This is a genomic window from Hymenobacter monticola (assembly GCF_022811645.1).
Lineage (GTDB): Bacteria > Bacteroidota > Bacteroidia > Cytophagales > Hymenobacteraceae > Hymenobacter > Hymenobacter monticola.
Genome location: NZ_CP094537.1, coordinates 1 through 20,756, shown reverse-complemented (window position 1 = coordinate 20,756; position 20,756 = coordinate 1). Strand labels below are relative to the sequence as shown.

Annotated in this window: 30 protein-coding genes; 19 read left to right on the top strand and 11 right to left on the bottom strand. The window is 56.7% G+C overall.

The genetic code is table 11. The annotated features are described in order from the left end of the window. Nucleotides 1–15: 15 nt before the first annotated feature. The 6 genes from MTP16_RS24810 to MTP16_RS24785 all read left to right on the top strand — a co-directional run bounded on the left by MTP16_RS24810 (nt 16) and on the right by MTP16_RS24785 (nt 5,439). The gene (locus MTP16_RS24810) at nt 16–912 is read left to right on the top strand and encodes an ArdC family protein (protein WP_243520849.1); all 897 of its coding nucleotides are present in this window, start codon (nt 16–18) and stop codon (nt 910–912) included. Between the two features lie 424 nt (nt 913–1,336). Next, nucleotides 1,337–1,756, top strand: coding sequence for a hypothetical protein (locus MTP16_RS24805; protein WP_243520847.1), 420 nt, complete (start codon nt 1,337–1,339; stop codon nt 1,754–1,756). 41 nt (nt 1,757–1,797) lie between these two features. Then, nucleotides 1,798–2,535, top strand: a complete 738-nt coding sequence (locus MTP16_RS24800; RefSeq protein ID WP_243520845.1) for a hypothetical protein — start codon at nt 1,798–1,800, stop codon at nt 2,533–2,535. Between the two features lie 232 nt (nt 2,536–2,767). Further along, complete coding sequence (locus tag MTP16_RS24795; RefSeq protein WP_243520843.1) at nt 2,768–3,442, top strand: hypothetical protein; 675 nt, start codon at nt 2,768–2,770, stop codon at nt 3,440–3,442. Between the two features lie 50 nt (nt 3,443–3,492). Then, the gene (locus MTP16_RS24790; protein WP_243520841.1) at nt 3,493–4,167 is read left to right on the top strand and encodes a hypothetical protein; all 675 of its coding nucleotides are present in this window, start codon (nt 3,493–3,495) and stop codon (nt 4,165–4,167) included. Nucleotides 4,168–4,278: 111 nt separating this feature from the next. Further along, a complete protein-coding gene (locus MTP16_RS24785; RefSeq protein WP_243520839.1) occupies nt 4,279–5,439 on the top strand; it encodes a hypothetical protein in 1,161 nt (386 codons plus the stop codon). Nucleotides 5,440–5,870: 431 nt separating this feature from the next. On the opposite strand, the gene MTP16_RS24780 is transcribed toward MTP16_RS24785, so the two are convergent. From MTP16_RS24780 to MTP16_RS24745, 9 genes are all read right to left on the bottom strand, one after another. Further along, the gene (locus MTP16_RS24780; RefSeq protein WP_243520838.1) at nt 5,871–6,164 is read right to left on the bottom strand and encodes a hypothetical protein; all 294 of its coding nucleotides are present in this window, start codon (nt 6,162–6,164) and stop codon (nt 5,871–5,873) included. 918 nt (nt 6,165–7,082) lie between these two features. Beyond that, complete coding sequence (locus MTP16_RS24775) at nt 7,083–7,946, bottom strand: sigma-70 family RNA polymerase sigma factor (protein WP_243520836.1); 864 nt, start codon at nt 7,944–7,946, stop codon at nt 7,083–7,085. Nucleotides 7,947–8,059: 113 nt separating this feature from the next. Beyond that, nucleotides 8,060–8,191, bottom strand: a complete 132-nt coding sequence (locus tag MTP16_RS25965) for a hypothetical protein (protein ID WP_262922686.1) — start codon at nt 8,189–8,191, stop codon at nt 8,060–8,062. Nucleotides 8,192–8,688: 497 nt separating this feature from the next. After that, complete coding sequence (locus tag MTP16_RS24770; RefSeq protein ID WP_243520834.1) at nt 8,689–9,063, bottom strand: hypothetical protein; 375 nt, start codon at nt 9,061–9,063, stop codon at nt 8,689–8,691. Nucleotides 9,064–9,097: 34 nt separating this feature from the next. After that, nucleotides 9,098–9,706 (bottom strand): tetratricopeptide repeat protein, encoded by a 609-nt coding sequence (locus MTP16_RS24765; RefSeq protein WP_243520831.1) that lies wholly within the window; start codon nt 9,704–9,706, stop codon nt 9,098–9,100. Between the two features lie 71 nt (nt 9,707–9,777). Beyond that, on the bottom strand, nt 9,778–10,713 hold the full coding sequence (locus MTP16_RS24760) for a replication initiation protein (protein WP_243520830.1): 936 nt from the start codon (nt 10,711–10,713) through the stop codon (nt 9,778–9,780). Between the two features lie 1,094 nt (nt 10,714–11,807). Then, nucleotides 11,808–12,314 carry a GNAT family N-acetyltransferase gene (locus tag MTP16_RS24755; RefSeq protein WP_243520828.1) on the bottom strand — a complete coding sequence of 169 codons (507 nt, stop codon included), beginning with the start codon at nt 12,312–12,314 and terminating at the stop codon, nt 11,808–11,810. Nucleotides 12,315–12,324: 10 nt separating this feature from the next. Further along, on the bottom strand, nt 12,325–13,254 hold the full coding sequence (locus MTP16_RS24750; protein ID WP_243520826.1) for a DMT family transporter: 930 nt from the start codon (nt 13,252–13,254) through the stop codon (nt 12,325–12,327). 11 nt (nt 13,255–13,265) lie between these two features. Beyond that, complete coding sequence (locus MTP16_RS24745; RefSeq protein WP_243520824.1) at nt 13,266–13,796, bottom strand: GNAT family N-acetyltransferase; 531 nt, start codon at nt 13,794–13,796, stop codon at nt 13,266–13,268. 75 nt (nt 13,797–13,871) lie between these two features. Between MTP16_RS24745 and MTP16_RS24740 the strand changes: the two genes are divergently transcribed. Continuing rightward, the gene (locus tag MTP16_RS24740; RefSeq protein ID WP_243520822.1) at nt 13,872–14,447 is read left to right on the top strand and encodes a Crp/Fnr family transcriptional regulator; all 576 of its coding nucleotides are present in this window, start codon (nt 13,872–13,874) and stop codon (nt 14,445–14,447) included. A gap of 11 nt (nt 14,448–14,458) precedes the next feature. On the opposite strand, the gene MTP16_RS24735 is transcribed toward MTP16_RS24740, so the two are convergent. Beyond that, nucleotides 14,459–14,785, bottom strand: coding sequence for a DMT family transporter (locus MTP16_RS24735; RefSeq protein WP_243520820.1), 327 nt, complete (start codon nt 14,783–14,785; stop codon nt 14,459–14,461). A gap of 147 nt (nt 14,786–14,932) precedes the next feature. On the opposite strand from MTP16_RS24735, the gene MTP16_RS24730 reads away from it, so the two are divergent. The 10 genes from MTP16_RS24730 to MTP16_RS24685 all read left to right on the top strand — a co-directional run bounded on the left by MTP16_RS24730 (nt 14,933) and on the right by MTP16_RS24685 (nt 19,306). Then, nucleotides 14,933–15,304, top strand: coding sequence for a hypothetical protein (locus tag MTP16_RS24730; protein ID WP_243520818.1), 372 nt, complete (start codon nt 14,933–14,935; stop codon nt 15,302–15,304). A 206-nt stretch (nt 15,305–15,510) separates the two neighbouring features. Then, nucleotides 15,511–15,873: a hypothetical protein gene (locus MTP16_RS24725; RefSeq protein WP_243520816.1), complete on the top strand. Its 363-nt coding sequence runs from the start codon at nt 15,511–15,513 to the stop codon at nt 15,871–15,873. Nucleotides 15,874–15,883: 10 nt separating this feature from the next. Continuing rightward, the gene (locus MTP16_RS24720) at nt 15,884–16,264 is read left to right on the top strand and encodes a hypothetical protein (RefSeq protein ID WP_243520814.1); all 381 of its coding nucleotides are present in this window, start codon (nt 15,884–15,886) and stop codon (nt 16,262–16,264) included. Nucleotides 16,265–16,333: 69 nt separating this feature from the next. Next, nucleotides 16,334–16,624 (top strand): hypothetical protein, encoded by a 291-nt coding sequence (locus MTP16_RS24715; protein WP_243520812.1) that lies wholly within the window; start codon nt 16,334–16,336, stop codon nt 16,622–16,624. Nucleotides 16,625–16,662: 38 nt separating this feature from the next. Next, nucleotides 16,663–17,037 carry a hypothetical protein gene (locus tag MTP16_RS24710; protein WP_243520810.1) on the top strand — a complete coding sequence of 125 codons (375 nt, stop codon included), beginning with the start codon at nt 16,663–16,665 and terminating at the stop codon, nt 17,035–17,037. Between the two features lie 284 nt (nt 17,038–17,321). Beyond that, complete coding sequence (locus MTP16_RS24705) at nt 17,322–17,612, top strand: hypothetical protein (RefSeq protein ID WP_243520808.1); 291 nt, start codon at nt 17,322–17,324, stop codon at nt 17,610–17,612. Between the two features lie 87 nt (nt 17,613–17,699). Next, nucleotides 17,700–17,903 (top strand): hypothetical protein, encoded by a 204-nt coding sequence (locus MTP16_RS24700; RefSeq protein ID WP_243520806.1) that lies wholly within the window; start codon nt 17,700–17,702, stop codon nt 17,901–17,903. Nucleotides 17,904–17,937: 34 nt separating this feature from the next. Further along, a complete protein-coding gene (locus MTP16_RS24695; RefSeq protein ID WP_243520804.1) occupies nt 17,938–18,375 on the top strand; it encodes a hypothetical protein in 438 nt (145 codons plus the stop codon). 280 nt (nt 18,376–18,655) lie between these two features. Then, the gene (locus tag MTP16_RS24690) at nt 18,656–18,940 is read left to right on the top strand and encodes a hypothetical protein (RefSeq protein WP_243520802.1); all 285 of its coding nucleotides are present in this window, start codon (nt 18,656–18,658) and stop codon (nt 18,938–18,940) included. 3 nt (nt 18,941–18,943) lie between these two features. Beyond that, a complete protein-coding gene (locus MTP16_RS24685) occupies nt 18,944–19,306 on the top strand; it encodes a hypothetical protein (protein WP_243520800.1) in 363 nt (120 codons plus the stop codon). On the opposite strand, the gene MTP16_RS24680 is transcribed toward MTP16_RS24685, so the two are convergent. Next, entirely contained in the window at nt 19,297–19,941 is a 645-nt protein-coding gene (locus MTP16_RS24680) for a uracil-DNA glycosylase family protein (RefSeq protein WP_243520798.1), read from the bottom strand. The genes MTP16_RS24685 and MTP16_RS24680 overlap by 10 nt on opposite strands. A 57-nt stretch (nt 19,942–19,998) precedes the next feature. Here MTP16_RS24680 and MTP16_RS24675 point away from each other — a divergent pair, with 57 nt between their 5' ends. Both MTP16_RS24675 and MTP16_RS24670 read left to right on the top strand, forming a co-directional pair. Further along, nucleotides 19,999–20,226, top strand: a complete 228-nt coding sequence (locus tag MTP16_RS24675) for a hypothetical protein (RefSeq protein WP_243520796.1) — start codon at nt 19,999–20,001, stop codon at nt 20,224–20,226. A 79-nt stretch (nt 20,227–20,305) separates the two neighbouring features. Continuing rightward, the gene (locus MTP16_RS24670; protein ID WP_243520794.1) at nt 20,306–20,734 is read left to right on the top strand and encodes a hypothetical protein; all 429 of its coding nucleotides are present in this window, start codon (nt 20,306–20,308) and stop codon (nt 20,732–20,734) included. Nucleotides 20,735–20,756: the final 22 nt, after the last annotated feature.

Here is a 20,756-nt window from a genome sequence, read left to right as displayed (position 1 = left end):
CTTAATCCCTTCGACATGAAAGCTGCAACCACCTTCGCCCCCCGCACCGACGTTCAGGAGATTATCACGAACCGCATTATTTTGGCCCTGGAAAACGGTGTTACGCCGTGGAAAAAGCCGTGGAACGCGGCCCACGGCGCGCCGAGAAACTACCGCAGCAAGCACGTATATACCGGCGTTAATGCCCTTTTGCTTGGAATGCTAGACTACGAGCAGCCGTACTACCTGACCTATAAGCAGGCCCAGGAATTAGGCGGGCAGGTGCGCCGAGGTGAGAAGGGCATGCCCGTCGTTTTCTGGAAGGTGAGCAAGAAAGAAGACGCCAAAGGCAAGGAGAAGAAAGTAGCTTTCCTGCAGTATTCCACCGTCTTTAATGTCGCGCAGATTGACGGAGTAGCATGGAACTTCCCCGAACTGCCCAGCAGGGAGCACACTCCCCAGCAGGCCGCAGAGCAGATAATTGCCGGATATGCCGGTGGCCCCCGCATTCAGCATAAAGGCAGCGAAGCGTACTACCGCACGAGCACCGACACCGTGACGATGCCCGAGGCCAGCACCTTTCACACAGCCGAGGATTATTACCTTACCACCTTTCACGAGCTGGTCCACAGCACCGGCCACAGCAAGCGCCTCGACCGGGCGACGCTGACCGAAAAAGCTTCTTTTGGTAGCCCGACCTATGCCAAGGAAGAACTGGTGGCCGAATTGGGAGCCGCATTCCTGAGCAACACCGCAGGACTCGACCTGAGCGTGACCGAGAATAACACCGCCGCCTATATAGAAAGCTGGTTGCAGGCCCTACGCAACGATAAGACGTTGATTATATCGGCCGCCAGCCAAGCACAGAAAGCCCTTAACCACATTCTAGGTATTGTGCCCAGCTACGAAGCCAGCGAGGCCGACAGCGAGTAGGGGAGGGGCCAACAGGCCGGCCGGAACCACCCGGCCGGCCCAGGGCCGCGACAAAATGAAAATCCCTCTCCCGCTACAGGAAGGGCTTTTTTATGCATATAGAGCCTCAATATTAACAAGAGGGGAAAATACCAACACTGTGCCAATTATTGCTAAAATAATAGGATTACTATTGCTAAAAAGGCAACTTAAAGGGGCCGCTTTTCGTTTAATATATTATAAGCAACGAACAAAGAAACAGTCATTTAGCCATGCTTAACGAAGCTTTTGATTTAGCCCCCGGAGAAGTCGCCGCTGACCGTTACGACCCAGCCGACGAAGCCAACCAGACCGTGACCCCAGCCAGCGCCGCCGCAGTCGCACAGTGGGAAGCTAACCCTTGGTTCTAACCTCTTTTTCGCCCCACACCAGCAGCTTATATCTTATGAAAACCGCCCAAACCTTTCGCCCCGCCCGTCGCATTCCCGCCGCCCGTTTGGCCGTTATTCGTGCCGCCAGTGCCGCCAAGGCCCAGGCCCGCGAGGAAGCTTGGCAGGCCCGCCAGGATGCCCTTGAGCAGCTGACGAACCCCACGCCCGAGTTTGAGCCCGCGCCCCGCTTAACCATGCTGCCCGGTGGCCTGCATTGGTCGAATCAAGCCCCGGTGCCCGCCATCGGAGCTACGGTAACGGTGAACCGCGACGGACACCAGGAGCGGGCCGAGGTGAAGGGCTACACCCACGCTGCTGGCTTTTTGGGCCTAGTCACCGAAACCACCCACCACGCCAAGACCGCCAGCCGCAGGAAGCGCATCACCCCCCGCGCCGGAGTGGTATTCGGCAGCCAGTTGACCCTTGCCGCCTAGCCCCCGGCCCATCTTCTCACCACTTCCTTTTTCCCTTCGCTATGATAACCCCAGCCCCCGCCCCCAAGCAGCCCCAAATTATCCCCCTGGATTGGGTAGGCGACCCCGAGCAGTGCCCGCAGTGGGTAGGATTCCCCACCCGCGCCGGTTTACCGGCCGGCCTCAAATGGTCGGGCAAGGGCGAGGTGCCCGCCATCGGTGCCCGCGTTCACATCTACATGAATGGCATCGGCCCGGCCGAAGTAAAGGCGTATTTTCACGCCGAGGGCTGGCTAGGGGTGCTTTGCCAACCCGACACGATGCCTGAGCACCTACGGAAGCACGGCGTTACGCTGGGGCACTTTTTCGGCCGGGAGCTTGAGCCCTACACGCCCGGCCCAGCTGCCGCCCCCCAGGTGCCCGAAGTAGTGGAGATTGAGCCGGTAGCGGACCCCATAGGCAAGGCCCAGGAGCACTACAACATCTGCGTAGCCCGCGAGGACGAGGACCGCCGCTATTATCGGGCGAAGCAGCGCGAGGCCAAGCAGGCGTACCCGCACGACCAGGAGAAGCAGCAGCAGCATTGCCAGGATGCCTTGCAGATGGTCGAGCTGGCCATGCAGCGCACCCAGCAGGCTAAGCAGGCGCTGGCCAGTGCCGAGCAGCTACACAGCCAGGACGGGCCAGAGCAGGCGGACGACTGGATTCCGGAGTACCCGCCCCAGGGCGACGAGCTGGCCGACGACAACCATGACAGCAGCGAGTACCCCGAGCACCCGGCCGACGAACAGCGCGACTAAGGGATGCTCCCGGTTTTTCGTGTCCACGTCCACCAGCAGGGCAGCCGGTGGGTGTGGGAGTTGCGCCAGGGCCAAGGCCCCGCCGCCAGGACACAGACAGGCAACGCGGCCACTCGCGCCGAGGCAGTACGCGCCGCCCTGAGCCCCGCATCATTCCGAGCCGGGGTGCAGGAGCCCTACTACCAGCAGGCTGCCTAGCCCCATCATTTTACAATTGCAAAACCTCTTTATCATGCTACCCAACCTCACCGCCATTGAAACCAGCGCCGGTCGCATCATCATCGGGGCCACCGTCCGCAGCACTCGCTACGCCAACGTGCAGGGCTTGGTAACCTCCATTTTTTGGAACGGCCACGAGTTCAGTCTTGAAGTCGATAAGCGGCACCGCGACGACGCGGGCAAGTTTGAGCTGCTAAGCGTCCCGACGTGGCCAGGCTTCACCTTTGTAAACCCCCACACCCAGCAGGTGCTAAGCGGCAATTTTGAGGTGCTGCTTCCAGGAGAGGGCGACCGGATATACTTTGCCGACACCGCCGAGCAGGCCATTGCCCTGGTCGCGGCAGCCGTCGGCCTGGCTGACCAGGTGCGCGAAGTAGAGTACCTGAAGCAGCGGGCCGAAGCCGGGCCGCTCGACGAGGTACGGTTTCGGGGCAGCGCCGGCATCGTGGGCCAACTCGCCTACGTGAGTCACCGCCAGGAGCGCCCGGCCCCTAAGTTTTTGGTAGGCCACCAGGTGCATTTTTTCAGCCCCCACACGACCCACACGGTAAGCGGCCTGGCGCTCTATAAAGACCGGCTGAACTACGGCAAAACGGCCTGGTACTACTTCTACGGAGGAGCCAGGGGCACCCGCCACCCCATGAGCGAGGCCAACACCACGGCCGCGCAGGTGCAGGCAGCCGCCTAGGACCATCGTTTTCCTATTGCAAAACCTGCTTATCATTTCCCCCTTTTGTTATGGCTTATCCAACCCCCCAAGAAATCAGCGCTAAGGCCGCAGCGAAGGGCTTTCGCGTCGGTGCCTACGTCCACATGAGTACCCGCAATGCCGACACGGCCGCACCTATCCGGGAGTTCTCGAGCATTAACGGCCAGGTGCAGGCCGTTTGGATGCAGGGCGCTTGCCGCAACCTGCTGGGCGAGTTGCGCCTGAGTGCCCAGCACCGCTTGCCGTACCAGTTCCCATCCGGCTATGACTTCCTTACCAGCCCGCAGCTTGTGGCCGAAGCCACCCGCCAGGCCGGCAGCACCGCGGCCCCCGGAACCTACACCGCCGCCAGGGTGAAGGGCTACGGCACGGAGGCCGCGGATACGTGGGTAACCACAGAACCCTGGCCCGAGCACGAGGCTACGGTTTACTTAAGCCTACGGCTGCAGCCCGAGCCGGAACCCTTCGCAGAACTGAGTCCGAACATAGAATTTCTGTTGGCTGGCCAACTCGTGACCGTAGCAGACATGGCCCATTGGTTGGATGCCGACTACAAGCAGGCCGGGAAGCTGTTCAAGGAAATGCAGTTCATATATGGCCCCAAGCCCACGATGCTCGACTTGGGTTTGTTTAGCTGCGCTACTGAGCTGGCCCCGATGGTGGGTAGCGTGATGCTTGCAAGGAAGCAGGCCCAAAGCCGGTAACCTCGCCCACCTGAACACTAAACAAAAGCGCCTCGGTCAGTTGACCGGGGCGCTTTCGTTTGGGGCCGGTACATTAGAGCCTGTATATTTTCACCTTCAGTCCCTTTTGCCATGAAACACCTTTTCTACTGCTTCCTTTTCGTTCTTTCACTATCTCGCGCCTTCGGGCAAACCAGCCAGGGGTTCAGTGCCCAACTCCAGCCGGTTATCACATTCCAAACGTCCTACATCCGCGAAACGCTGCGCGATAGCTTAGTTCGCGGGCTCTTGCCCGTGGACCAGAACAAAAAGCTCCTCCTGGCCCTATCCCCCAAAATTCTCATCCAGCCCACAGAAGATTTAACAAAGGATGTGACCTTGCCCCTCGGGCAGGTGGACATTGCCGCCGATGTGCGGTTGCTGGCCGCGTATGACAGTGTGGTACCCGAATGGGAAACCAACAAAGAATTAGTCTGGTGGCTGCCCCAGGTCATTGCCGACGGTGACTTCAACAAGCTCACGGGCAGCAACGGCCAAGCCAGCCCCAAGGCCGGCACCATCGGGCTGGATGCCGTTCGCATGAAGGCGATTTACCGCAAGTACACGTACACCGGCAAAGTCGATGGCACCGAGCAGCAGCTCCCCGTCCTGGTGGGCCGCCGCAACGTCTTTGTCCCCACCTTCACCTTCACGGGGCTGTTTACCCTGTTCGGGGAAGGTGCCGCCTTGACATCCGGCGTCAAAGCCGGGGCCGCAAAGTCAGAACGCGCGTCGCGGGACATTTCGCGCAACTTTGCCCAGACGCTGCTGGCCCCTGGGGGCTTGTCGCAAAATGGAAGCTCCGGGTTGATAAGCTGTAGCTTTCTTCCGTTTGCGGCCTATGGCCACGGACTACACCAACTCAGCATCGACGGCACCCTGCTCTATTCCACCACCAACTGGAGCACCCGCGACTCGGCTACGACGGTCAATATTCTAGCGCCCAGCGTCGGGCTGAGCTACCGCGTATTTGACGGCTACCACACGAGTAAGGCCAGTCAGCCGCAGATACGCCTCTTTGCCCGCTACGCGCTGCGCCACCTCTTTGGGGACGTTCAACACCAGCCGCGGCTGCTGCTGGACGTGTTCAATTCCATCGAGCGCACCTTCCACGGCGCCGAATTTGGCGCCACCGCCTCCATCAGCGCCGTGCGCGTGACGGTAAGCGGGGGCCTTTTCAACGGGGGCATAGAGGGATTTTCCAATGGGCAGATGCTCCTGGGCCTGGGGCTTGCGGCCGGCATCCGGCTTTAACCGCCTCCCCTGCCAAAGCCGGGGGCGCGTTACTTATCGTCCTTGGCCCCGCCGGTACCAAAGCCGGTGGCGGCGATGAATATCTGTTATAAGTCCTCGGCGTACACGTGGGTAACCTACCGAGAAGTTGCAGTACACGGGGTAGCACAAGAGTAGGAACAGAAAGTATCGGTAGGGAAAAACTGCGTGGGCGGCTGTTTCAGAATACGGACATTTTACTGAACAAGCCAGCCTCATTAACCTGTGGGCGCCCTATTTTGAAGGGTGAATGTGTTCATCGTAAGCAATCCGCTTAACCTTTGGACCAAACTTTTAACCAAGGCCAGGTTTTCAGGCTGGGCCGGCGGGCGCGGGGGCGGGCCTGGTTTGGGCGCGGGCAACGGGGGCGGCCAGCAGCAGCGCCACCAGCAGCCGGGTGGGCAGGCCGGTGCTCATGGCGCGGTCGGCCCGTCGGTGTAGGTGGGGTTGTTGGCTACCAGCACCAGGCTGTCGCGCTTCGGGAAATAGTCGAAGTCGAAAGCACTGCGCTGCAACGCGCCGGCCGGGTTTTTGGCCCGGTAGATGTGCTTTATGTGCACCATGTACACGTCGTGGCTGGTGAGCTTCCATTTAGCCAGGGCCAGGGTATCACGCAGCAGGGCAGCATAGTCGAGCGGTTGGGCTCGGGCCAAGTGATGCGCCCGGCCCTCATGGCTCTGGTATTCTTCCTGGTCGACCGTTGGCATGGGTTTTTTGGGTAATCAGCTACCCTTTAAAAACACCCCGCATAACCGTTTCGCGGGGTGTTTTTGAGGCGGTTTGGGTGAACTTTCACTTACACCGATGCCCAATCGTGGCGACCACCTGCTTTAGGACAGCCGTCACGGTCAGGAGCATTACTAGTGCCTTTGTTGCTCTCGGCTCCGCACTTTTTGCAGCGCCAGTAAACGTAAAACAGTTCCTGTATCATCTTCATGGTGCTTGGTGCGTAATGTCGCCACGTTTGGTTGGTAAGGCCCGTTTTTTAGCGTGGGTGCTGGTCTCCACGGAGAGTTGGTGGGCTTGAGGCTGGCGCGCTTTCCTATTTTAACCCTCAACAACTTCCCAAACCTATCGCTCCACCCCCCACCCTCCAAAGCTAGGTGTTGTTAAACAAATAGGGCAAAACCTCCGACTCGGAAGCCAGACAGCTTGAATGCTACTGATAAGGCACAAATGTGCCATAAGAGTAGCGAGCGTCGATAGTTTTACAAGTCCCTTAATACAATCGGAAGAGAATAGCCAAAACGAACGTTAAGACTATCGTTTTACCCCATCTCCGGGTAAGCTTCTGTCAAATAGCGTACTAAGCGGGAAAAGTATGCTGTTACGCAACTGAGTCGGAGGTTTTGCCCTATTTGTTTAACAACACCCCTTGCTGCACGAACACGTGAATATGCTGGGCCGCTACGATTTTACGCTGCCCGAAGCCGTTGCGGCCGGGCAACTGCGTCCCTTGCGCACCCTCACTCCCTAGGAAGCATCGCTTGGCGAATGGGCCTAGCGATATTTTCTGTTCCTACTCTTGTGCTACCCCTACACGTCGGCCGCACGCAACAGCAGGGGTTTAACAACACCCTATAACCCCTTACTTCTGAAGTGAACCATCAGAACGACCGCTGATGCTAGCCCAGGTACGGTTTCAATGCCTTCGAGCGCGTGGTGTGCTTGAGGCGGCGAATAGCCTTTTCCTTTATCTGCCGCACCCGCTCCCGGGTCAGGCTGAACTGCTCACCAATCTCTTCCAGCGTCTGCGCCGCGTGACCATTCAGCCCGAAGTGCAGCGTGACGACGTCCGCCTCGCGCAGGGTCAGGGTCGAGAGCGCGCGCTGGACCTCCCGGCGCAGGGAGTCGTTCAGCAAGCCGGCATCGGGACTTTCCGTGTCCTTATTCGCCATCACATCGAGGAGCCGGTTTTCCTCACCCTGCACGAAGGGCGCATCCATTGAGACGTGGCGGCCCGAGATTTTCAACGTGTCCACCACCTCGGAAGTGCTCAGCTCCAGCAGCTCCGCAATCTCGTCGGGTGAGGGTTCACGCTCAAACTTTTGCTCCAACTCCGAGAACGAGCGGCTGATTTTATTCAGCGAGCCCACCCGGTTCAGGGGCAGGCGCACGATGCGGCTCTGCTCGGCCAGGGCCTGCAGGATGCTCTGGCGAATCCACCATACGGCATACGAAATGAACTTAAACCCCTTTGTCTCATCGAAGCGCTTGGCTGCTTTAATCAGCCCCAGGTTGCCTTCGTTGATGAGGTCGCCCAGGGTCAGGCCCTGGTTTTGGTACTGCTTGGACACCGATACTACAAAGCGCAGGTTGGCTTTGGTCAGCTTTTCGAGGGCCATTTGGTCACCTTCGCGAATGCGCTGGGCCAACTCTACTTCCTCGTCTATCGACACCATGCTCACTTTGCTAATCTCCTGCAGGTACTTGTCCAGGGACTGGCTTTCGCGGTTGGTAATCTGTTTGCTGATTTTAAGCTGTCTCATGCGGGAACGGTACGACTTGTTTTGGTTTTAAAGGGGTAGGAGCATGCTCCTGGTGACTTTATTCAGCCTGGTCCAATGGGTATCAAGATGACGCCCCGCGAAAAGGTTCACGGCTAGGGTAATGAATGCGTCCCGGCCGGCAACTGCCAGTACCAGTAGGCCACAAAGTCGGTGGGGCGCAGGGGCAGCTCGTCGGGCATGATTGCCAGGAAGCGGCTTTTTCCGGCCAGGATACTAACGACCATATCCAGCGTCTGCGCATTTTAAAGAACCCGTTCTATAAATCAGGATGTTGTGAACCAAATAAGGGAAACCCTCCAAGTAGGAGAGTTTCCCTTATTGAATTGGAGGCCGCGAACGAGAGAGAAATTTGCTGCTAAACAGTAGCCGGGTTGACACCAGCAGGTACACCTTGGCCTTCGGCGTGAATGGTAACGTGGCCGCGATTGCCCCGGAACCCAGGCACTGAAACAGTACCGGTGAAGCGCAAGTAAGAATTGCGAAACTGAAGGGTATAAGTCACTCCTTTTAGTCCAAAAGCGGAAATGCCAATATCCATCTGTTCCATTTTGGCTGACCAAGTGAAATTGTTGGCTGCGTCTCGGTTCAGGACCACTAGCGCATTCTTATCATGAATCAGAGTTTGGCCCTGAGCATCAGCTATGCGGGCTTCGCCGCGGAGTCGTTTTGTTCCCATAGTGCAAGTTCGGCTATATCATTGGATAATTGCTGAAAACGTTGCCTATTGCTGCCTCTCATGCATGGGGCGTAGTAGTTCGAGCATTTCCATTGCCAAGGCGTTGAAGTCGTTTTTACACGTCAGTGAGGCGGTTATAGTTACCGTGCTTTCGTCGCTTAATTCGACCTTGTGGCATCCCTTTGGCTCGGTCACAAATTGCTTGCCCACGATTAGCGAAAAGCTGGCTATGGCTAGCCATCCGTTGAAGTTTATCAATCGCGATGCCGTGGAAAGGTCTATAGTGCCAGCGAGGCGTAGCTCTCGGAGGTGCAGCTTTTGCAGTTGGTCCCAGTCGCAAAGATTGACTTCCGTAGGCGTATTCATGCTCCGGGACATATCCCGCAGGTCGTAGGTGAAGCTTAGTGGTTGAGGGTCCATGCGTTTAAGTAAAGACAAGGATAGTATTGATATATTACTCTACTGTAACTGTCCAGTTTTGAACCCAGCCGTTGGATGAAGCTGTAGCACCGCCATATTTGATGACCACTGAGTGGCCTTTGTATCGGCCATCGAAATTGTTGGAATAGTCGCCGCCAATTTGCTTAAACCCCTCCCTTTTCATACGCTCCTGAAAGGCCGTCGCATCAAATGTCTCCCCCTGAAAGGTGTTGATAATGGCCAGATACTTGGCTTCTATTCGGCTGCGCTCCGCTTTCTTTTTCTCCCCGAGTACAGCCAGCTTATCGGCTTTGGCTTCTTCAGCTGCGGTAGCTTTTTTGGCCGCTACTTTAGTCGTTTCCACCAGTTTCCGCGCTTCTTTGGCTTCTTCCGAATCAGGATGCCGCCGCAGCAAATCCTGTAGCGTGGACAAGGCATTCGGGAAGTCCCGACGCTTCAACAAAATGCGGGCTCCTTCCAGCAAGTGAGCCGAGCCGTTTTGGCACTGGTCTAGCTGTTGCGTGAGAACCTCGTTCTCTTTCTTTAACTGCTGGTATTCTTCTTGGCTTGGGCCATTGCTGCTACACGACGTGAACACCAAGCAGCACCAAGCTGCGAGTATACTTTTTTTCATATAGGTCAAATGAGGGACAGATGAGGTGGAAGTTTAGCTGCGCCCACTTGTTCATCCATCAGCGTGCAACTTGCTTTGGTTTAGCGAAGCCCTTGCATTTTCAGGAAAAGCCCCCCAGGGTTCTTGTCGGCCTTGATTTTGTCGGTTTTGAGCTTGTAAATGAAGCCGAAAAGGGCTTCTGTATGCTTGGGGCTCTGCAAAATCTCCTGCACCAATTTGGGCTCGACAATGCCCAACGACTCTAGGTGCTTGCTGGCCATTTGGGCTTTGGCATCATCGGCCGGCAACTCAAAGGGTATCAGCAGTTGCTTGGGCTCTTGTGCGTTGACGTAGAACTTAATCCGGTCATATGCACGGCTCGACTTCAGCAGCTCGTAGCTGACCCGTAAATCGGTGTGCTCGTTTATTTGATTGATGGCCACCTTCAGCACATCACGCTGGAAGTTGGCTATCGCCACGTATTGTTCCGGCTCTTTTCCTTTCGGGTCCTTCAGGTTGAGCATGTACTTAAACTCATCCAGAGTGTAGGTTTTCGTGTGCCCGACGTCTTTCCATTGCGAAACCAGCTGGTAGATACGCTTCGCAAATTTGCTCGTCAGGCTCAAGGCCGCTTGCAGGTGGTAGCTAGTGAAGTTGCTTTTCAGGTCGATGAGGTAGGGGCGCATCTTCTCCGAGATTTCCAGCTCAATCACCCCTTTGCCTTTCAAGTACTCGGCCGAAGCCAGTAGACTTATTTGTAGCACTTTGGCCTTATCCTCGATATGGTAGATGCGGCTGTTGAGCTGCTCAGTCGAATCAAGCAGTTGCTTGTAGTTCCACTGGCGTCCAGTCAAATGCTCCAGCTCCCGAACCCGTACCAAGTACATAGTGCCGGGCTTATCGTTGCTGCTTAGTTTGGAGAGCAAGGCAAAGACAATGTCCATCTCGCAAGCGCTCATTTCATAGCGTGCGTTGGTGATGGCGTTATGTTGTCGCACCTGGACAGAGGCAACAGTTTCAGCAGCAGTGGTAGACATAGCAGCGAGGGAAGGTTCGACGTCTCAAACATACGCCAAAAAACCCAAGTAGGAGGGAAGTAATAATTTCTCCTACTTAGCTTATAAAACCTCCTGCTTCAACTTATAAAACCTCCTACTTAGCTTATGAAACCTCCTGCTAAGCTTATGAAACCTCCTGGTTGGCTTATAAAACCTCCTAGTTATGTGCTATAAGTATTTGGTAAATAAGCTGTTACGTCGCCCTACAAATACTGTTAAATACTTAAAATACCACAAGTTTGGTGATGGCCCCTCTAAAAAAAGCATTTAAGTATAAAAGAGGGGCTCCAGAACGAAAAAACAACAAAAAGGGAGGGTTTATAATAGCACAAACCGTGATTGCACTTTTCTACTATTTATTACTATTTTACTAATATAACATTCCTGGATACCCCCTAGCCACTCAAAGATATGCTACGCCTCCGCCCCAGAGCACTTTTCACTGACCGCTTTATTGCCTCCTTTTTGACTGATAAAACCTCCTACTTAGAACTACAGAAACTACTCCCCAACAGGTGAGAACACCCTTTCAGCTTATAAAACCTCCTACTTAGCAAGCCACTACCCCTCTTAAGCAGACAACTCATATCGTCTGGCTTATAAAACCTCCTACTTAGATTGGCCCCACGTCAAGCAAAAGGGACTTATAATTCCTCCTCTTTCGATTCAGAATCCTATTTAGGTGAACCAGGCAGGGTTTCGCAACTCGGACTACTGCTGGCCCATTCTCCATCAGTGCCCATTGCCGTTGGCTCAAAACGCTAAACGCCTCTGACCAGAAGAGCATCGGGTTGTACTTATAAAACCTCCTAGTTAGAGGAGTGGACGCCCACAGCAAGGCAGTTGGAAGACATTTGGGCGGATGGCCGGGCTGTCCAGGGCTGCGCTGCGCTCCGGTCCTGACGGACAGCTCCCGCTGGTCGCTCCCTTCCCATCCCTACCGGGCCCTTTTACAGTAGCAGGGGAATAAAATTACGCTAAGCACTCCGGGCAGCTATCCCATTAAGGAATCATTGCATTCGTGAATAACACCTACCTAGCGTAGCGGCCACGGCTTTCCGTCACAGAGCCAACTAGCTACGGGATGGCGTATTGGCGAGGGACACTAAAGCGTCGCCACTGAGGCTATAGTCCACCCAGACGGGGTTGGCCTGCGCACCTAAGCGCTCATAGAAGCGTCGTCCGGCTTCGTTCCAGGCCGCCACGGCCCAGCGTATCGCGCCGCAGCCGTGCGTTACGGCGGCGTGCGCCGCGGCACGCATTAATTCCTCGCCCAATCGATGGCCTCGATAGGCTTCGTCCACGAATAGCTCTTTGATGAAGAGGGTCGGCTTGGCGCTGGCCGTAAAGGGAAGGAAGTAATACACCAGCATTCCCCCCAGTTGCCCCTCTACGTGCCGGGCCACCAGGCAGTAGAAATCGGGCGGCTGCTGGGCAAAACCCTGCTGGTAGAGTATTTCAGGCGTGATGGCGAAGGTGTCGCGGTAGTGCTCAAAGTCGGCTAGTCCCTCCATCAGCGGTAAGAGGGCGGGAATGTCGGCGGCCGTGGCTAAGTCCACGCGGAAAAGGGAAGTAGGCATGATGGGCAGGTTACGGTAAGGAGGGTAGGGTAGAATTCGGAAGGGGCGGAACGGGCGCTTTGGCTGGCTTCGGGCGGCGCCCCCAGCCGCGCAGCTGTACCTCCGCCAGCACCATCGCCCCGAAAATAAGCAGTCCCCCCAGTACCGTGCGGGGCGTAAGCGCCTCGTGCAGCAACACGGCCCCCGCGAGGGCCGCGAAAAGGGGTTCGCCTAAGTGGGTGAGGGCCACTTTTTCTTCGCTCAGGTATTGCTGGGCATAGTGCTGCACCCCGTACCCGTAGGCCGTGGCCAGCAGCGCCGTAAAACCAACGGCCTGCCAGAACGCGCCGGCCGTGGGCACGGCCAGCGCGTAGCCCGCGCCCCAGCCCGAGAGCCGGGCCAGCCCTGCGCAGCCCAGCAGCTGCACCACCAGCATCGCCATCAAGTGCGGCTCCCGGGCCGTCCGCCCGCCCAGCAACACGTAGCCGGCAAAGGCCACGGCGCAGGCGAGTATCCAGCCATCTCCCGCGTGCAGGTGCCAGCCCCCCGGCACGGCCACCACGTAGAGGCCAACCAGGGCCAGCCCGCACGCTGCCCACATCTTAGGCGCCACGGATTGGCGGTAGAGCAGGGCCTTGCCCAGCGGCACCAGCAACACGCTGAGCCCGGTGAGAAAAGCCCCATTGGCGGCGCTGGTGGTTTGCAGGCCGATGGTTTGCAGGGTGCTGCCCAGGAACTGTGGCAGGGCCAGCAGCAGTCCCCAGCCCACCGTGCGCCACCTCAGGTGGGCGAATTGGCGGGGAAACAGCAGGGCCACGGCCGCCGCGGCCATCAAAAATTTATAGGTCTGAAAGCTGTAGGGGTCGGCGTAGCCTACGCCGGTCTTCACCACCGAATAGGAAATGCCCCAAAAAGCCGTGCCCAGAATCAGCAGGCCCAGAAAAAGCGGTTTCTTTGGCATAGCCCTTATCGCTAGCCGTTGTGAGGCAAGGGCAGCTTCATCATAATGTCGGTCTGCTCGTCATCGCCGAGCTTGAACACGTGCTTGTCGAAAGCCACAAAGCCGTTTTTCTCATAGAAGCGGATGGCGCGCGGGTTTTCTTCCCACACCCCGAGCCACAGGCACTCGGCCCGCGCCTGCGTGGCCAGGTGCAGGGCCTGCTCGTAGAGCAGCTGCCCGACCCGCTGACCGTGAAATTCCTGCAGCACGTAAATGCGTTCGAGTTCCAGGGCGTTGGGTGCGTGTTGCTCGGTTTGCGCCGGGCCGGTGTTCACTTTCAGGTAGCCGATAACGCGGCCGGCCTGCTCGGCGAAGTAAAAGGAGGAGTGTGGTTCTTGCAGTTCGGCCGTCAGCTTTTCGGCCGCAAAGCCTTCTTCCAGGTAGGCGCGCATGTTTTCTTCGGAGTTGCTGGCAGCGAACGTCTCGAAAAAGGTTTGGCGGCCGATGTGCTGCAACTGGCTAACGTCAGCTGGAGTGGCTTGACGGAGGGTGATGGGTTCCATAGGGGGAGTTGTTGAAGGGTAAAAAAGGCGGCAAGGCGGAGCCCCACCAGAAAAAGGAGCGGTTATCTTGCGGGCATGTCCCCCAACCTGACCCTTTCCGAGATTCTGCTGGCCACGTACCCGTTGCCGCCCGCTTCGCTGGATAAGCTGCTGGCGCTGGCCGAATACGTGGAGCTGCCGAAGGGGTCCGTCTTGTTTCGGGACGACGCGCTGGCGCACCACGTGTATGTGGTGCAGCGGGGCCTGGCGCGGGTGTATGCCCGCCGAGCGGACCGGGAGGTCACGTTTTGGTTTTCCGAAGAGGGGTCTGTGTTGGCTTCGATTCGGGGATATACCGAGCAGGCCGTGAGCTACGAGACGATAGAACTGCTAGAAGACAGCGGCCTGTTTCGCCTCAACATGCGGGCGCTGCACGCCTTGTACCGGGAGGACATCCACTTGGCCAACTGGGGGCGGGCGCTGGTCGAGCGCGTGTGGCAGCAAACCGAGCAGCAACTGATTGCCCGGCAGTTTCGCACCGCCGAGGAACGCTACGCCGACCTGCTGGCCCAGCAGCCTCACCTGCTGCACCGCGTGGCGCTGGGGCACCTGGCGTCGTATTTGGGCATTACCCAAGTCACGCTGAGCCGCGTGCGCGCCAAACTCAAGTAGGCGCCACATCGCTAATGCGCTACAGCTTTCAGGCCCAACACCGACCCAATCAGGGTGGTGAGGAAAAACAGGCGCGGCCCGGTCAGCTGGTCCCCGAAGGCCACGACACCAACCACCGCCGTACCCACCGCCCCGATGCCGGTCCAGACAGCGTAAGCCGTGCCCAAGGGTATCTGCACTAGGCTCAGGTTGAGCAAGTAAAAGCTCAGAACCGCACACCCCCCAAAGGCGGCGTACCACCCGACCGCTTCGGCTCCAATAGCCAGCTTCGCCTTGCCGAGACAAAAGGCAAACGCGACTTCGGCTAACCCGGCCAATATCAATAACAACCACTGCATGACAAATAAGAAATGTACTGGCACAAAGGTCCGGTCCAGTACACGCTCTTCTTTTTACCAATGTTAAAAACGCTACAAAGAGCTTAGCGTAATTTTATCCCCCCGCTGCTATAAGAAGGCCTAGACGAGAGCGGCAAGCTTTACCGCATGAGCTACGGAGCCAAGTACATCAGTGAGCGCCGCAGCTTCTCGGCGGCTTACGGTTTCTTCCTTGACTCGCTCGACTTGCGCGAGGCCCCCAGCCTAGCCCAGCAGTTCGCTGCCTTCCATGACTGGCACCACCGCCAGCGCCACGCGATGCAGACCAGCTACGGACAGAACAAGGGCATCCACAGCGTCACCAGTGATAGCAGCTTTGGCGACCTGGAGCGCTTTGCCGAGGCGCTGACTGCCCAGGGCCACACGCCCACGCTGACCAACACGGCCGAGGGCCTGGAACTGACCGTTGCCGAGCCACTGGCCGACGAGACAGACCGCCAATTTTACACGGCTGAGCTAAGCTGGCTACAATCCTACTAGGAGCGGCTGCCCTGCCCGGCCCCGAGCCGGGCGGGGCAGGGCAGGGCACAAAAGGAGATTGCAATTACAAAAACTACAAGAGGGGAAAAGTCATTTTTATGCCAATTTATTGCCAAAAAAATAAGATTATTATTGCTAAAAAAGCAACATAAACACGTCCTTTTGCGTTTAATAAGTATCAGCAACGCATCGAAAAGCCCTTTTCTATGAGCAACGCCCCAGCCCCGAAGCCCGAAGTAGTAGAAGAAGCTTACATCATTTTGCAGCAGCTTGGCGGCAATAAGTTTCTGATGATGACCGGAGCCGATAAGCTGATGGCAGCTGGTCGGTCAGACAGCAACCCGAACCCTTGGCTTCGCATGAATTTGCGGAAGAACCAGGCCCAGGTCAACCGTATGAAAATTACGCTCATGCCCTCCGACACCTACAAAGTGGAATTTTACCGCCAGGTGCTCGTCGATTGGGATTGGGAGCCGGTAATCAGCCACGAGCAAGTTTTTGAGATGGTGTACGGCGATGACCTGCAAGCCCTCTTTACGTCGGTTACCGGCTACGATACCCACCTCTAAGCGCCGCGCCATGAAAGCCCCCCGAGCCCTTTCCATCGACCTAGAAGGCCAGCAAGTGAAGGTGTACCGCAACCTGAAATACAAGGGCCTGTTTTCGGTGCAGTTTGGGGGGCTGGTAGTGGCCCATCTTGCCACGGTGCAGTTGACCGGAGTAGTGTTCAAAGTGACGGAATCAGGCCGGCAGCGTGTCCTTTCCCAGCGCCAGCGCAATGTTCACGCCTACGCCATCGGAACCTTCCGTAGCGCTCCGCAGCCCACGGCCACAGAGCCCATCAGCTACAACCCCTACCACGCCGGCCATTTTTTTCGGGTCCAGGACCAGGCCCCGATTCACAGCGCCCAGGCGGTGGTGCTCAGCCAGGGCAAAGCCTACGCCAGCGCCCAGCGCTAGGACGCCGAACTCGAATTTTTACCCACATGGCAGGCCTTGCAATGGGCCGTCAAGTAATCTGCTCCCGCTATGAAAGCCAGCGAAGCCCCGACCATTCAAAGCCCGACGTGGAACCAGTACCGCAACCAGGTGATAGCCGCCATTGCCGACGTCGAGGCCCTGATGCAGCAACTAGGCAAAGGCATCAACAGCGAAGTGCTGGCCGAGGAAGTAGCGGAGCACATGGGTATGCTAATCGACACGCCCGAAGCTTACGAGGCGCTGCTAAAGCTCGTAAAAGCGGCCCGCCCGATAGCCCAGGAGGGCCTGCGCCGGACCCGCGAGGAACAAGGCGGGCAGTACTCTTTACTTCTAGTCTAATTCCCCCAGTCTCTTTTCTCCCTTTTGTTCTTTTCCCTATGAGCACATACCACCAGGAATCCTACCTGGCTATTGAGATACAACCCGCCGACGCGGCCGAGAAGGAGCGTCTGATGGCCATTCGCAAGTACGTGCAGGCCCACACCCGTCAGGACGATTTGCGGGCGCTGGCGCCCTACATCCGCGAGTTTATGGGCGAGGGCTACCAAGTCGTTTGCGGCAGCTCCCATATCTGGCTGAAGCGCGAGGGTACCCCCGAGCGACTGGCCATCGTTGCCGACCGGCTTAACACGGCCTACCGCGACTGGTACGAGCCAGCTATCCCCACCGGCCCGCGCCCCAGCATTCGCACCGAGGACAGTTTGCCCATTCCTGACCAAGTGCCCCTTGGTCCGAGCAACCCTAGCCAATAGCTTGGCCTTGGCTTATAAAAGGTGGTTTTTCAACTTTTGCCATCCTGCAGCGGGCCGGCGAGCGCCAGACGCGGCAAGGCAATGTGCTGATATTTCTCGCCTGTATCACCGAGCCGGACGGCCTCCAGATAGTCTGCTACGACGCGCCGGCCTTGTTTGAGTTGAGCAATGTGAGGGCATCAAATTGTCATTTTTTACGGTAAGCCGTAATGTTGACAAAAAAGCAGCCTTCTTTTGCTCCCATGAAAAGCCCCAAAGCCCCGACGGTCCCCAGCATTCAAGTTATGCCACTCCTTCAACCGACCAGCCCCGGCCCGGTGGCCTGCCATACGCTGGCTGAGCTAATCCATGCGCTAGGCCCCCGAACGGAAGTCGCTCAGGAATTGGGCGTCGTTTACCGGACGCTTACGCTCCGGATGCAGAAGCCCGAAACCGCCACGCTGGACGAACTGCAGCGGCTGGCCGTGCTGGCCAAACTGGACTTGGAGCAGGTCTTTCAGTTGGCCGTTTACCAGATGCAGAACCCCAGCGAGATTCCGGCCTCGCAGCCCGGCCGGCCTTCCCGGCAACACTAATCCCTATTCCTTCCATTGCCAGCCCGGATGGATATTCCCTTTGAATCAACTCCGCCAACGCTAGGCGTCCGGGGGATGCTCTATCAGATGGCCGAGCTGCTACTGCGCTACCCCGACCCGGAGCAGCGCCTGACCGCGGCCACTGCGCTCAACACCCCAAACGAATTTCTGGCCGAAGCCCCGGACCTGGCTACCGTGGCTGAGTGGCTGCAATTCATCGGGGAGGACACGTCGGCCGACGAACTGCGCGAGCGTTTTCAGCGTCAGGGCTGGCTTGTAGCACTCCCCTAAATCTGCCTTTCCCTACCACTTATTTTCCTTTCCTATGAACAGCTTAGTCACGCTGGCCGGCGTTACTCATGCACTGCCATTCCATCTATACGACGACGTGAAGCAGGCCCCGACCCGTTGCGAGTTGGTCGTTCATCCCGAGCAGGGATGGGCCGTTGCAACCGAATTGGCCGAAGGTGGCGCAGCCGGCCTCGCGCAGTGCCCGCTAACGCTGGCCGCTAAAATTTGCCAGGAGTACAACATCGACCCCCAGGCCCTTACGCTCTTCACCCGCTACGCTTACACCGGCAACTACGAAAACGTGTACGCCGTGCGCTTTGTGAGCGGGGAGCGGGACTTGTTCGATGGTATCCGGTTTCTAGGCCCGCGCCGGGATATGCTCAGCCCGGAGGAAGTCGATACGCTGGTGCAGCAGCTGAGCAGCGGCCAGGCCCCCGCGCTGGCGTGGCGCGCATTGCCCTACGCCGCATGAGGTTCCTCCCTCGTCGCCGGCAACACCGGCCTTTACCACCGCTTCCCCTTGCCACGGACCCGTTAAGCCAGACGCTTTACGCGGTCAGCCGTCGCGGGGACGAGCTGCTACGCCAGGCACTCCCAAAGCTGGCCCAGGACCAGAAACGGTACAACCGCGCAGTGGCCGCCATCATCATCGGCGGCACTACGGCCATTTTTGGCCTGGCTTGGCTTTTCGGAAATTGGGTACAAGCCCAGTTCCCAGCACCGCCCCTAATCATGCATTAGTACCCTTGCCGATGAATCCTTATTCCCACCCATCCGAACGGCTGCTAGAGCAGCTGATTGATAATTCAACAGCCCTTTGCCAAGTCGACCTGAAGCTGAAAGCATTGCACCAAGGGGATAAAACGACTGCGCTGGCCATTGAAACCGAATTAGTCTTTGCCCGTCGCACGGAGCGCATCATTTGGGTGCTGATGCTGGCCGGTAGCCTGAGCTTTGGCTATCTCTGCCACAAACTCTACCCCGAGTGGCTCCCAACTCATCTGGCACCCCTACAGCCCCTCTTCAAGCAGCTATAAAGCATGATAAAAGAAGAATGCCGCCAAGAAGCAGCACCGCTCACCCTGCCGGACTTGCGTTTATCTGTGTCCTATGAGGACGCTCTACATTATGCCCAGGCCCGCCTGAAAATGCTTGGTAGCGGTAACTTAAAGTCGTTTTGCGACGCGCAGCAGCTAACCTACACCAATGTTGTTGGCCTGAAAAACAACACCCTCAAAGGGCCCCAGCCCCGCTTTTTACACCGGCTGCTCGGCAGCCTTGCCATGCCTACTGGATTGCTGCAGTACCCACCAGGTAGTAAAACCCACCGCTTTGTATTGTCATCGGCCGAGGCGCTGGCTGCCTTTCAGGAGCAGCTTACCTTTCTCAAAGGTTATGAGTAGCTGCTTGTGCCCGAATGCAGCTCAATTCCTTCACTCGCCAGTATTTCCTCAATTTCAACCCCTAGCCTTCTTTTGTTCCAGTCGTCTATCCTTCCGATAAAGCCCGAGAGCACGAGCCAAAAGGAATGCTTTGTGCCATTCCCCAAGTCTAGGTCGTACTTGTAAGAGGTAGCCCGATTGGTCTGCGCCTCGATATTGGGAGGAAAGAACCCCATGACGGTGTAACATACCGGGGCACCATTACAGATAATCACTTTGGGCCTGAATCGACGAATCTGTTCAAGTAGATGCGTGCTGCAGTTATTCACCACCTGGTTCTTGTCAACCGCCCTTGAAAAGCCATTAACTGATACAATGGGCGGAAAGCTTGGAGAGAAGCACTTCACCAAGTCCGTATGAGCAATACGACTGTTTGGGCTTTTCCAATTCGCATACAGAGCAGGTGAGACTTTTCTAAAATCCCTGAAATAGCTATGGCAATCAGGGTCGAAATCTGCAAACTCGGCGGCTGTTCGCTGCTCAACGTGGCCAATGTCATGGCTTGGGTTGAGCCCTACAATCCAAATATCCGCAGTTGTTTTACCCTCTAGATAGTCGGCAGGACCAATGGTATCAGAGTAAAAGCCTAAGCCCATATGGGCGCACTTTCCACAAGTCAATGTCATTATTTTTCTCCCTTTTGTTCTCCTACGATGGAAGTATTCTTTGAAAGTCCCGGCCCTGGCTCCCATGCCACCACCGTAACAGTAACCGGCGTTACCAACTCCGAAGAAGCTGTAGAAGCCGCTCGTACCCGGATTTATGCCGAATATGCGACGGACCGCTACGAAATCGTCATTACCCCACCTAGCGGGGCACCCGCCGAGGCTGACCGCTACGAAATGAGCGTTAGCATTACCGATTCCCAAAGCAGTACCTAAGCCAAGAAACTGGAAAGACTACGGCATTCTTTTGCGATGAGCAGCAGTTCAAACTCTTTTACCACTAACTCTAGACCGCATGAACTTTTTCTCTAATTTATTTACAACCAGAGAGATAAAAGAAGTATTGAATGCCCTTGATGCTTTTAGTACGGAGATTTCTGAGCGTTTTGGTAGTACACTAGAGGGAGCTTCTCTGTCAGGCAAAGTGCGCGATGACTGCAAAAAAATGCTTCTGAACCAGTCTGATAAAATTACTGCAGCTGTTAGAAATGGCTCCGTTTCGGCCCGTAGGGTATGTTTAAATGCTCTAAAGGAAAATGCTGAACAGAATGTGGTTTCAGGAGACAACCACATTTATAGAGGCGTTCTGAGCAGTTGGGGACGTGTCTACTTTGACTTGTATAAGTGGGTGCTAGTGAAATTCAAAGAAGATGGGATTATTACTGAGGACATCATGCAGGACGAAATTCAAAGCGTAGAGCACGACATTAAGAACGTAGGATGATTGCAATGCATGTGCATTTTGT